The sequence below is a fragment of the Crocosphaera chwakensis CCY0110 genome, from assembly GCF_000169335.1.
Taxonomy (GTDB): Bacteria; Cyanobacteriota; Cyanobacteriia; order Cyanobacteriales; family Microcystaceae; genus Crocosphaera; species Crocosphaera chwakensis.
In genome coordinates this window covers 1-12608 of sequence record NZ_AAXW01000094.1, presented here as the reverse complement: position 1 = coordinate 12608, position 12608 = coordinate 1, and the positions used below count along the sequence as shown (strand labels likewise).

At 33.0% G+C, this 12608-nt stretch carries 15 protein-coding genes and 1 pseudogene; 15 read left to right on the top strand and 1 reads right to left on the bottom strand.

What is annotated here, in order from left to right; genetic code table 11:
* The 13 genes and pseudogenes from CY0110_RS26195 to CY0110_RS26140 all read left to right on the top strand — a co-directional run.
* Positions 1-194 (top strand): annotated as a pseudogene (locus CY0110_RS26195) (hypothetical protein); the annotation flags it as partial.
* A 137-nt stretch (positions 195-331) separates the two neighbouring features.
* Positions 332-622: a hypothetical protein gene (locus CY0110_RS26190; RefSeq protein ID WP_008278671.1), complete on the top strand. Its 291-nt coding sequence runs from the start codon at positions 332-334 to the stop codon at positions 620-622.
* Between the two features lie 57 nt (positions 623-679).
* Positions 680-1195 (top strand): hypothetical protein, encoded by a 516-nt coding sequence (locus tag CY0110_RS26185; RefSeq protein ID WP_008278670.1) that lies wholly within the window; start codon positions 680-682, stop codon positions 1193-1195.
* The gene (locus CY0110_RS28185; protein ID WP_008278668.1) at positions 1185-2087 is read left to right on the top strand and encodes a hypothetical protein; all 903 of its coding nucleotides are present in this window, start codon (positions 1185-1187) and stop codon (positions 2085-2087) included. The genes CY0110_RS26185 and CY0110_RS28185 overlap by 11 nt, the downstream gene beginning before the upstream one ends.
* Positions 2088-2124: 37 nt before the next feature.
* Positions 2125-2337 carry a hypothetical protein gene (locus tag CY0110_RS26175; RefSeq protein WP_008278667.1) on the top strand — a complete coding sequence of 71 codons (213 nt, stop codon included), beginning with the start codon at positions 2125-2127 and terminating at the stop codon, positions 2335-2337.
* A 234-nt stretch (positions 2338-2571) separates the two neighbouring features.
* On the top strand, positions 2572-2973 hold the full coding sequence (locus CY0110_RS26170; RefSeq protein ID WP_008278666.1) for a hypothetical protein: 402 nt from the start codon (positions 2572-2574) through the stop codon (positions 2971-2973).
* Between the two features lie 156 nt (positions 2974-3129).
* On the top strand, positions 3130-3474 hold the full coding sequence (locus CY0110_RS26165) for a Ycf66 family protein (RefSeq protein ID WP_008278665.1): 345 nt from the start codon (positions 3130-3132) through the stop codon (positions 3472-3474).
* Positions 3475-4462: 988 nt separating this feature from the next.
* Positions 4463-7828: a plasmid replication protein, CyRepA1 family gene (locus CY0110_RS26160; protein WP_008278664.1), complete on the top strand. Its 3366-nt coding sequence runs from the start codon at positions 4463-4465 to the stop codon at positions 7826-7828.
* Between the two features lie 218 nt (positions 7829-8046).
* A complete protein-coding gene (locus CY0110_RS26155) occupies positions 8047-8271 on the top strand; it encodes a hypothetical protein (RefSeq protein ID WP_008278663.1) in 225 nt (74 codons plus the stop codon).
* Between the two features lie 263 nt (positions 8272-8534).
* Positions 8535-8771 (top strand): hypothetical protein, encoded by a 237-nt coding sequence (locus tag CY0110_RS26150; protein ID WP_008278662.1) that lies wholly within the window; start codon positions 8535-8537, stop codon positions 8769-8771.
* Positions 8772-8778: 7 nt separating this feature from the next.
* Positions 8779-9222, top strand: a complete 444-nt coding sequence (locus CY0110_RS26145; protein WP_157464664.1) for a hypothetical protein — start codon at positions 8779-8781, stop codon at positions 9220-9222.
* A 114-nt stretch (positions 9223-9336) separates the two neighbouring features.
* The gene (locus CY0110_RS30250; RefSeq protein ID WP_008278660.1) at positions 9337-9501 is read left to right on the top strand and encodes a hypothetical protein; all 165 of its coding nucleotides are present in this window, start codon (positions 9337-9339) and stop codon (positions 9499-9501) included.
* 90 nt (positions 9502-9591) lie between these two features.
* Positions 9592-10107 carry a hypothetical protein gene (locus CY0110_RS26140; protein WP_008278659.1) on the top strand — a complete coding sequence of 172 codons (516 nt, stop codon included), beginning with the start codon at positions 9592-9594 and terminating at the stop codon, positions 10105-10107.
* A 373-nt stretch (positions 10108-10480) separates the two neighbouring features.
* On the opposite strand, the gene CY0110_RS26135 is transcribed toward CY0110_RS26140, so the two are convergent.
* Positions 10481-10888, bottom strand: coding sequence for a hypothetical protein (locus CY0110_RS26135; protein ID WP_008278658.1), 408 nt, complete (start codon positions 10886-10888; stop codon positions 10481-10483).
* Between the two features lie 129 nt (positions 10889-11017).
* Between CY0110_RS26135 and CY0110_RS26130 the strand changes: the two genes are divergently transcribed.
* Together CY0110_RS26130 and CY0110_RS26120 are read left to right on the top strand one after the other, a co-directional pair.
* Entirely contained in the window at positions 11018-11206 is a 189-nt protein-coding gene (locus tag CY0110_RS26130) for a hypothetical protein (protein ID WP_008278657.1), read from the top strand.
* Positions 11207-11598: 392 nt separating this feature from the next.
* Complete coding sequence (locus CY0110_RS26120; RefSeq protein ID WP_008278655.1) at positions 11599-12303, top strand: hypothetical protein; 705 nt, start codon at positions 11599-11601, stop codon at positions 12301-12303.
* The last annotated feature ends 305 nt before the right edge of the window (positions 12304-12608 follow it).

The following is a 12608-nucleotide window of genomic DNA, read 5'->3' as shown; positions in this document are numbered from 1 at the left end:
ATAGAAAAATTATTATGGCTAAATTCATTTCATTCCAAGCGCAAAAAATATTAGATTCTGATTACTCTCAAATTACCAAAGGACTAAATCAACTACTCAAAGAGGTTGATAATATTTTTTCATGGAAACTAGAGAATCGACCCCTAGTAGCTTTATTCAATATTTTAATTGTCGTAATCAAAGAAGTCTGCTAGGATATATTTGTCAGTTAATTAAAATTCTAATTAAGTAGAAAAAAGGCTGATAGAAGATACTAAAATGTTGGAAATAGTTAGTTTAATAATCAATTACAATAAATAAATCATAAAACTAAATTCAAGAGGAAACCATTATGTTGAAAGAAGGATGTATGATACCAGTTTTATTTCTAGTATTTAGCTTTGGTTGGTTAATTTTGGAAGGTATTGCTAAAGACGAAACTACAGTTTTTGTCAATTTTTCTCAGTACCCAGACCAAACTTTTTCTTTGTCTGAGTTAACTTTAGAAAAATTAGAAGAACAAGATTCGCTTAAGCTAAAATGTGGCGATCAATTTTTTAGCATAGATTCAAAAGATGTAGCTCAAATAACAGGTAACTTCGAGTTTTCTGAAGACGAGGTTATTAACTGCGATCGCTTGTAGAAAAATAAACTTAGTTATTAAATTGAAAATTTTTAATAATAGTTAATCAAAATAAAAATGGTTAAATTTAATTCCTTTCAATCACAAAAAATATTAGATTATGATTACTCTCAAATTACCAAAGAACTAAATCAACTACTCAAAGATATTGATAACATTTATTCATGGAGACTAGAGAATCGACCCCTAATAGCTGCTAGAAACATTAACGAGTTAGTTAAAGCAGTAATAGAAAAATCTGTCTCTGAACCAGCTAAACTAGCGTACAGGAAAGATGAATTCAGATTAACAAAGTTTACATTCATTGAATTTTCTCTTGCAGAAGAGTTAGAATTCAGATACTGGAGAAAAGAGGGTATTCGTAACGTGACCTTCCAAAAATTCAAACGATATTTACTGTGGCTATTAGCTCCGAAAAAAGTAAAAAATGATAGTTTGGCTAAATTTATTATTTGGGATTATTTAATTCATTTTTTAGAAAAATATTCAGATTTTCTTGACTTTAAAATGAACAATAAAATTAATGAATATGAAACCTTGATTATTAATTGGATATATAAGCATGAAAACTAAAATTAAAACCCTTAATTACACCGAATCTTTATTATTTTGTTTAGCTACCTTGTTCAATAGAGATGTCACTAAATTGTCGTTCTATACTAAGGAAGTAGAAAATTATTTAGATACTGTTTACCAGCAAGGTATAGAAACTCTCAGAAAGCATCAGAAACTTGATAGAGCATTAATGCAAGATAATTTAAGAGTTTTTGATGAATCTACTTGGTATTTCGTCTACAAATCCTTTACTCGTTTATCTGAACTAACTTTTAATAAAGATATAAAAATTGTTGAGAAAGCTTTAGATTATGATTACAAAAACTTCCCTGATGAGCTTTGGAAATATAATAATAAAGATAACTTTAGACCCTACAAGATTTTCAAATTCCAACTACCACCATTTGTAGTTTACGAAGAAAATGATTCAACTAAATTAATTTTCTTCAATGAAAAAGTAGCTAGTGAATACTCAAATTACTTAGAAAAAAAATACGAAGATTTAGAGTTACATTTCGTGGTAGAACGTAATAATAATATTGTTCATGTTGCCAAAAAAGGAACATTCATTTATTTTGACTCATTAATAATAAGTTCTTCTAAGATTATACTATCAGCTATTAAAATAAATGAAAAAGAAATGTTATTTTGGCTATGTTTAGCAAAATGCTTGATAAAAATAGATACTTTTTTCTGCCCTCAGATGCTTAATGATTATTGGATAGGCAGAACAGAAAACAAATTCCTGTTAAGTGGAATAATCTTAACTTTTTTGTTAATAATAATCTCAGGTTTTCTTGACATAGAACTTTTATTTAATATATTAGTATTTTTGGGTTTGGGTTTGTTCTACCGTTTTCTTTGGTTAATTGTAGAAATGCGCTCGCGTTCTCTAGACTTTCCTAGATAACTTGATGGTTTAACTTTTTAGAAATAGAGGATTTATTGTGTTAGAACAAAAAATTAAGGAACTAACTAGCAAAGGATGGAGTATAAAAATTTCCTCTAATCCTCTGGGTTGGGATGTTGTTATAGCTGTATCTCCTTGGGATTTGAGAAATGATAATTATTATGCTTCCTATGGGTCTTCTAAGTCTCTTTTAGAAACAATCGAAGTCGTAGAAAAATTAGTTCTTGAAAGTCTTGAAAAAAAGAATTAGGAAACATCTACTTTTTTTTATCCATGAAAAACTCAAAATTAATACTTAAATCTTTTATCAAAATACGGAATCTGGTAGAGCAATATTCTTTACTTTCGCTACTCTTTGTAGTCTTTTCTCTCTAATTATGGCATATTATATATTCTAGGGTTCGATTTTGATACTAGATCCCTATGTTCGCAACTTTCTCCTCAACAAATAAAAGAAGCAATTCCTACTTTTTGGGATCAATTTATGTTAGGTATTAGTTACATTCTTTTGTCGGGAGGGATAATTACTTTTTTTGCTCTAATACTAGAATTTATCCAAAAAAGTGTAAAAGAAGATTTTGATGTTTATGGTGATGTAACTGGGGGTTTATCGATGGAGCAATCGATGAAGTTTTTATATTTGTCTACAATCATTACTGGATGTATTTTGTGGACAGGATTTATATATTATTGGGAAGTTATAGATAACAAAAATTGTAACCCCAGTGATTTTGTTCTTGATGAGCCAGAATCTTTTATTTTGAGTTTTATCGTTTTAGGCATTTTTTATATTATTCCTGGTTTAATTTTAGGCAGTTGTGCTACAGTTTTTTGGATGGAACTTTTACAAATTGATTTGTCCAATGAAGAAAAAGTCGAATTTTAATATCTCGTTCTTTAACTTTACAATGTGGAGACAAAGTTTTGGTTATTCCTTTTTCTGAGTCTTTTCAATACAAAAAAATCTCTCAAGATAATCTACCCGAAAATATAGTTATTTGTTATTATTTAGAATAATCAAAAACAAAATTAGGAGGTAAAAGTGATTAAACAAGAACTAATCTATAACATAATTCAATCATTTAAAAAAGATTGGGATATTTTGACCTCTCTCAATCTTCTAAATGTTGTCGGAATTATGTTTTTTTTATTAGGTTTGTCAACATATTATCTCAGAATTCACAATAGCCAATGGTCGAGAGATTGGGATATTTTTATAGCAGCTTTGGAAATGTTAGTCGGATTGATATTTTTCTTTCAAGAAGGGTTTTTATTGCCGTGGGGTAGTTTAATCGCTGTAAGTTTGTTGTGTGCTGTAAGTACAGAAACCCTGTTCCTCAGAAGACGACAAAGCTCTACTTTAAATTCAGTACAAACCAAAGACTAAAAAAATTTTCATTAATATATTTTTCACCACAATAAAGTGGTGTTTTTTTATGGTTAAGATTAATTTAAGAACAAAAATACTTATACATTTGTATTGACTTTTTCGTACTAAGTACGGTACGATATGTGCATTAGGAACTATCTCGTAAAGTTACTAATCAATAATTTAGTTAAATCGAGTAGTTTGTATCCTATTGCTCCATTGTAGTTCTCTATTTTTTCAATCACGGTTTCTCTGATTGCTTAATATTAATTGAGGCAATTAGTATTCATTGAGGTTCATCTTTTCCTCAACGGATATAGAAAACCCCCCATATCTCTATCCTGGGAGAATATCAAGTTTTAGCAATTTTGTTCTTCTCTCAGGGTGATTACGGGGTATCATTAGAGAAGCCCGGTTTACCCAGGTAGTAAATGTGAATCAAATACAGAAAATCACAAAGTCCCCCCAAACGCAAAATCGCCGTCCCCTTTTAGCCCTGACAAGCTGATGGACGACGTTTCGCGGAAACGGGTTCTTTAGTTGTTTCTTGACGATTCACCCCATTCAAAGAAGGAGGTGAAAAGATGACGAGATTATAATTGGCTTCTGAAAAAGGTTAAAATCTTTAACCCACCACTAGAAATATTCTAGCACTATATTCGTGGGATAGAGGATTTTTTGCTCAAAATTTTGGCTAACAGAATTTTGGGACAGGATACCTATGTTTAGTCGACAAATTATAATCTCGAATAATTCTGCTTTTTGAAGGGTTAATCAAGACTCACAAGAGCAGAGCTATTAAATTACTCGAAAATTGATTAATTAGCTACAGCTATCGCTGTATGGCTTTGAATATTGTTAGAAATTGATTAATGATCAATCTCTAACAAACTTTACGTTTGAATATCGTCGAATGGCGACGGATGTTCCATGTCGAACTGTCTTTATGGGCGGTTCTAGTTTGTCATGCCAAAAAATATCTCTGCAATCAATCTCTGCAACAATTATGAATAACTACAGAATCGAAGAAAAGCATTTCACCGAATGGGTACAAGGTTCGGGTGTAGACCCAGAGATCGTGGGCTTAAATGTGCGATCGCTGTCAGGAACTAACCCTCACGAACAACTTTTGTACAGTGACGATTTACCCAGACGAAACGATGGGCGGTTATCAGCAGGATATTTGCGTCGCTGTGAACATTGGGAACTGGGTGGTTGGTACTGCAATGGAATCGATTTACTGACTGGTTATGAATCTCTATGGGGGTGCTTTAAACCTGATAAACCGAGGATGGTCACTAAAAACGATGGCTTTGATCCTCATCCTACTGAACGTAAACAAAAGCCCATCAAATATGAGCATCCCCCCAAGGTTCCGACAGAAGTATTTGCCTTGAGAGTGCCAAGGGCGATCGCAGAAGCCATCGCGGACCGGTACAATATACAAATTCCAGAAGAAGCCGAATTTTGGCAGTGGGTAATAGATCATCCTGAAATTCCCATTGTTATTACAGAAGGAGCCAAAAAAGCAGGGGCGTTATTGAGTGCCGGATATTGTGCGATCGCTTCCCCCGGAATCTACAACGGGTACAGACAGCCAAAGGATGAAGCTGGTAAGAAAACAGGAAAACCTTACCTTATTCCTCAACTGCAAGTCTTAGCACAACTCGGAAGAGAGTTTTATTTTGGGTTTGACTCTGATAATAAAATTAAGACCATTACCAATGTGAACAAGGCGATCGAGAAAACAGCCAAACTTTTAGAAGAACAGGGGTGTACTTGTAAAGTCATTGAATGGTCCAATGAACACAAAGGGGTTGATGATCTTATAGTTGCTAAAGGAGTAGAAGCTTTTGATGAAGCATACGAGCAAGCCAAAAGTATAGCTTTGTGGAAAGTTGCCCGTCTCAAGCAGTTAAGTTACAAAGTGTTTGTACAGATAGACCCGACTTTACGCTATCTTCCTCAAATAAACATTCCCGATGTCATCAAATTGATTGGGATAAAAGCTCGTAAAGGACGGGGAAAAACCCACCAAATGGAGGATCTTGTCGCTGAAGCTATCTATGAAGGAAGAACAGTGTTAGTGTTGTCCCACCGACGGCAATTGGTAGCTAATTTATGCGATCGCTTTGGCATTGATAATGTGAATGGGTTTCGTAGCAGTGAAACTGGGGGAAAATTAGGGTACGGGTTATGTATAGATTCATTACGCCAAAACTCACAGGCCAGGTTTAGACCTCATGAATGGGCTGATGCCTTAGTTATCATCGATGAAATTGAGCAGTTTGTTTGGCATTTACTCTCAGCCGACACCGATATCAAGCATCATCGAGTCGAGATTTTGAGAAATTTCCAAGAATTATTACAAGTGGTTTTTGGTTCCAAACGAGGTCAGTTGTTAGTAGCTGATGCAGACTTGAGTGATGTCAGCCTCGACTACATTCGGAGCCTAGTGGAGAAACCCCCAGAACCTTATATTATTCACCAGCCCTATGACGCTTCTACCATTACTGATGCGGAAAAATGGGACATTATCAACTATAATCAACCCAACTGTCAAAGATTAGTGGCCGATCTCATCGAACACATTGAACGGGGTGGGAAACCATTCATTTGTCTTTCCGGGCAGAAAAAAGAAAGCATCTTTGGAACGACTAATATCGAAACTAAACTAAAAGAGCGTTTTCCTGACCATAAAATATTACGCATTGACAGTGAAAGCCTCGGAGATCCTGAACATCCTGCTTTTGGGTGCATCGAACGCATCAATGAGGTTCTCAATGAATATGACATTGTAATTTCCTCGTCGGCCATCGAAACAGGAGTCAGTATTGATTTAAGAGGTCATTTTACCTCGGTTTGGGGACTAGCCTGTGGGGTGACGAGTGATAATGCCGTCTGTCAGACTTTAGCTAGGGTCAGAGAAAATATCCCCCGTTATCTGTGGGTGTCTAAAGTGGGGTTTAATAAGATTGGTAACGGGACAACTAATGTCAAAGAACTTTTCACCAAAGAAAAAGAGAAAACTCTTGCACATATCCAGTTATTACTTGAAACTGAAGAGTACGAAATTAACGGAATTAATACAGAATTCCAAAACCGCGCTTTATGGTGTTGGGCGCGAATGGCAATTAGAATTAATTTAGGGATGATATCTTACCGTGCATCGGTGCTAGATTATTTAGCAGCAGAAGGGCATTCTATTCATGAGGTTGATGGAGTCACAGAAGCTGTCGGGGGACAATACCTTGATCCTGTTTTCGCCCTGGAAAATTTAAACCATACTATTAAAGACCAGGAGGACAATGAAACTACATCCGATATCCCAGAGGTAAATCGGTTTAACCAAGCATGGTTTATGGCACAGCAAATTTATCTTGCCATCATTGATATAGCCATTAACCGTTACCACGATAAGGAGTTACCCCCCAACGAATTCAAGAAACAAAAAACCCAACAAGCTAAAGATATCAAACCTGAACTTAAACAGATATCCTTTAATAACTGTTCGGCTCATCATCGTTACGTTAGCAGCGTTTCTATCCTTAATGACAGAGAATTCTCCGAATTATCCCGTCGCCAAAATCGCACTAGAGAAGACCGGGCCCGTTTAGAAAAAACTTATATTTGCAGAAAATATAATGTTGAAGATGTTTCCCCAGAACTCGTAGCACTTGAGTCAACTGGAGTCTACAGTGGGCTAAGGTTGCATTATTACCTTACCGTTGGACGACCTTATTTGAGTAGAAAAGAACGTCATCGGCTAGAGAAGTTTTTAACTGAAGGACAAGGATGCCTATTTTCCCCTGACTTTAACCGTTTTAATTACGCTCAAAAGATTTATCTGTTAGATTTTCTAGCAGTTTTACCACTTTTACATAAAACACAAGTGCATCAAGATGACCCCGATATTCAACGTTTGGCACATAAATCTAAACAGTATGCACACATCATTAGAGATGTCTTTCATATCACCATTAAACTTGACGATGCCCCGATGGTCATCTATAAGAAGTTGCTAAAACCTTTGGGTATATTTAAGCTTAAGCGATTAGGCCGGTTTGGAGAAAGAGGCGATCGCCATTACACTTATGCTAACCCTGACTTAAGCGATCGCAATCAATTATTCGAGCGATGGTTAGCCTCTGAAGAGCCTTTACCCAAAGATGACCCCGATGTGGTGCGATGGGCGTTACGGGTCTTAGAACGTCTTGAATCCCCTGCTCGCAACTTCATCGATGGAGAAGCTGCTAGTAAGTTTATTAAAGCGGTTGAACAAAAGGTAGTCCAGCATTTAGACCAAATCGAAGCCGTTTGTCACGGGTGGGCTAATCGCTTTTTTGCTGCTTTTAATTTTGCAATAGCTTGACCTTTTTTCACTCAAAGATTATTGGTCTAACTCGCTAAGAACTTATTTCCTATTATTAGAGTTCCTAGACACAAACTGTTACTGATGATACTAAATACTCCTATTAAGAGAACTATCAAGGTTCTTGATAAGTTTTTATGTCTTTTTATACTGCATATAAACTAGCTTTTAAAAGCATTTCATGATAAAATATAAGAAAGCTTTTCGACAATTAAATCATGAGAAATCGCAAGTTTTCTAATATTGAGTTTCAGGTCAATAGCACGATTAAGTCCTCCTGTTCTTTTCAAGAACTTCAAAAACTTAATAGTGAAATGATAGACTTTCTTAAAGGAAGGGTTTTGACGGAGTTAGTAACAACTGGAGAAATTAGTCAAGATTTAGTGCGTTCTGTTTATCAAGAAATATTAACCCAAAATCAGCCACCATTTAAAATTATTTAGGTAAGTGAAATTGAACAAAACTACTTAGACTGTAAAGATGATGTTCAATTACTAGAAAACTCTGATATTAACTTTAAAGAAATTGACCAAAAATTTTCACAATTAACTGTCCAATTAAATTCCAATGAACAGTTAAGCTCAAGGAATGAAAGATTAGTTAATAGTATATTTATAGAAATTAGAGATAATATATATTCGCAATCAAACCCAATTATTGGAGCAGAAATTTTTTGACATCTAAAACATAACCAGTTAGAAAAAGTATGAATAACTTATTGTTCATTGATAACAACGAACAATTTAATAAATTAAAAGCAAAAGATCGGACTTTGATCTTAAAAACTATTACTGAGTTAGGACTGAGAAATATGTCAGGAGTAAGTTTATCTAAAGAGGAAATGCTAAAATCTTTTGAGGAGACAGGTTTTCCAGATTTATGTATGGATATGTATAAAACAAATTGTTTCGTTGATAATAAAAATGAGAAATTTATTATTTGAGTCTTCTATGATAGCCAAAGAAATAGCCTTTAATTTGAGGGGTGATTGGGATGGCTGCAATAGTGTAAGTTTTGATAAAAATATAAAAAATGATGTGGTTTTTCGCACTATATTAGAGTTAGCTGGAGGTTCAATAAATTCTTACTGTTTTCAGGGCGTAAGGTGTCATATTAATATTGAGCGAGGTAAAGTTAATATTATTAGAAAATTGCATTTTGTTCTGATAGGGTTTAGAAAATTTGATCTAGTAGCAGCAATAAAGATTAATAACGGTTTTCAGCTTGCTTTAGAACAAGGTTTGTTTAAGCCAGATATAGAATTAAACAACAAAATTGAGACTTTTTGCGAATATCTAGAATTAGGATTATCTAAAGTAGAAGCCTCTAGAAAAGCGGAACTATCTTGGTTTATTATTATTTTATTAGAAGATTGGGGAACCTTGATTGATTAGCAGTCAATAAAATTGATTAATTTGATGAATATCGTTATCTTGCTTCTCACCGTGATTTGATACAAGCTTTTGGCTATGATGCGGAGGCTGCGTTAAATCATTACCTAATTTTTAGTGGGAGCAGCAGAAGGTAGAGATCAGCATAGTTTTGATGCAGCACAGTATCTACAAAATTATGCAGACATTCGAGATGCTTATGGTTTGAGTGCAAAATCTGCTACCGAGCATTATATTTCTAGTGGCTTTGTAGAAGGTCGAACTTATCAGGAAATTTCCTAACTTTTTCCCGCACTTTGATTTTAAGATTAGAGTGCGGAAAAGTTTAATTAATTATATAATAATTAATTAAACTAACTGATAAAAAGAAAAATGATATCTACTACTAAACAAAATATTCCTTTAAATCTTCAAAAACTTTATCAAAACCTACCAAGTAGTTCTAAAGCTTTGGTTAAAACTTTAGAGTATAATAATCATCAGTATTTAGAAGATAATTTTAGATATAAAATGATTCCAATTTTATCTAAATTGTACCCAGAAGATAGAGAAATACAGAGTATGTATAGATATTCTTCAGATGATGATGTATTTTGTGACATCTTCAGTCGGATATCTGAACTAACATATATCGATTGGCTCAAAGTAGTAGAATTAAAAAAACAAGAAAAATATAAGTTCGAGTTTTTTTTTATTCCTCTTTTCCCTTTGATTTTATTAATTTTGATAGTGGTTTTGTTGATTGGGAAGAAAAAATTATTCAATATTTTTTATCTTTTGCATGGTTTGCCAATTATTAATGATGCTTCTGATGAAGCAATCGAGGATTATGAATTTTTGATTGATTTAGCAACTCTAAAACACATTCAAGTTATTCAAGATATTTAGGTTTTTCAGACTCTTTTAAGAATTCTAAAACCGATATGTTTGAAAAGAAATTTACCATCTACTGAACTTGTCGTCGGATCAGCATAAGACCCATCAATGCGATGAAAATCCCATCTTTTGTAACTACTATTCCAATCCCCACCGCATAAGGGTGCAACCCATTCATTTTGGGGTGGGTTGCCTTTTCATAAAGTTTTACTGTAATCGATATCATCGAAGTGCAAACTGCACTATTCTATGACATTTCCGAACATATCGTAGAAAACCCAAGGATTAGGAGGATAGAAACCAACTTCCGTTGTTCTTCCTATCCCACTTTCTCGAAAATTAGCGTATTCGGCACTTTTAATAGAGGGAAATTATGAGAATTCATTCACAGTTTGATTTGTCTAAGTTTATACATTATCCCGTTGGAATTCTCTGGATCATCTTCTATTATTGGAGTAACCTTCGGACGAAAGTTTTTCCAGTTTTTGTACAACTGCCCCATTTCATCTAAAGATACAAAAGTTTCACCTTGTGGGTCTTTCCAAACCCACCATCCTTGGCAAAGATTAGATAATCGACTTAGTTCTTTTATTTGATAGTCTTTAAGATTTTCTCGTAAAAAAGTCGAGGTATTTTTATCTGTTTCGAGAGTTATTTCCCATAAATAAAATTCAATATTTGCTGACCATCCAGCACAATAAATATCCTCTGACAGTTCATGAAACATATTTAGTAGTAATTGAGAGGCTTCTGAATTAACGGACTTAGCACTTTCTTGGTTGATTTTATTCATTTTTTAACGGTGATTTTTTCATTATTTATTATAATACATTTTTAATAAATCAGGAATAAAATTAAACAAACCTATATACAAAAAGGGAGATTGATGTTATAATTAATTGAAAGTTTGAGGGATAAGAAAGTGCATATTTCTCTACCAGAAGATATATATAACCAATTAATTGCTCATTTAAAAATCAATTCTGAAACTGATGCAGATGCGAAAGTCTTATTAGAAAAACTAAGACAAGAAGCTAAGCCTATTAAAGAGTTATCTAGTAGTGCTTTTTTAATTGATGGTATTTCTAATCAACCTAAATATTCAGTTTAGTTTGTAATATGATAAGACCTCGCTCTCAACCAAGTATTTTAGACCATTTATTAGAATCGGGATTTTTTCTCTGGCTTTATTCCATAGGGCATTCAGTTATTTTCTCGTTCATTGTATATTCGGAATGGGGAGAAATATTACGAAATGAGTTTTTTCCTCTTTTATTATTAGCAACTATTCTCCTTTTAGCTAATATGCTTTTAGCTGGCATCAAGTATGGAAACTGGTTAGCTGACTGTGATCGAAGACAAAAAAATGTTTTGATAACTTTGAAATGCCATAATTATTTGAAATTCCTGATAAAAGTTTTAGTAATAATATTAGGAAAATTTATTTTGTTTGATAAACTGGGATGGTAATCACTTGTTAAAATTTCGTGATAAATAAAAATAATGAAAACTAGGTTTTTAGAACAATTAATCGAACCCTCAGATGGACTAAAACTTGTGCGAGGCTTACGTTTAGATAAGAGAATAACCCCTGAGATGCTATCAGAAGACAATCTAATTAATGCTTCTGAGGTATTAATCTCAATTAATGAATCAGATAATCTTTTTTCTCAAACTAATTTGATATCAAGAGCTTTAGATTTTGGCTGGACTCCTTTAGAATACGAAGAAAAAATAGATCAAGTAGAGAAAAAAACAAAAGTCATTATAAAAAAAGTTATTGTAAAAAATTATTTACTAAGAGGTTTATCTTTAATAATTAGTTTAATATTTTTATTCATTTTCCCAACAATTGCTAGTTACTTCCTAAGCTTTACTATTTTTGCCTTTTTACCACTACTACTATTAAGTTTTCCATTTTTATTATTTTCTAATCAAGATATTTTTTTAGAAACATGGCAATTATTAGGAGTAATAAGATTTGAGCCTGATTATATAATTAATCTTAAACATTTTTTGTATATTTATTTTGATTTTGTAGTATCAAATTCTGATGATCAAATTTTGGTAGATATCTACAATCAACTGTCCCCAACTATTATAGCTGATATAATTTTATTTATGTTTTTAATGATAGTAACTTTGACCCTTCCAGTTTTATCGTATTTTGTAAACTTTCTTTTTTCTGACGAAATGATAAAAAACTAATATGATTAATATTCTTAATATTTTCTTATGACAAAGTATTAGAAATTGACCCTTATTTTTATCAATTTTTCTTAAATACTCTATAAAAATCCGTGCTATAGATTATTATATAAGATATTCATAGTAAAAAGTAGAAAAGTAATGGAAAAAACGAAATTTGAGCAATGGTTAGAAACAGGAATGATTTTAGCTTCTAACCAAGAAGCTAATCAACAAAACTTTCAGGAGCTTGTCTCTTATTTACCACCATCTCGAAGTGAAGTTTCTCAAGAAATGTTAGGAATTTCTGCTGAACCAAAGCAAGA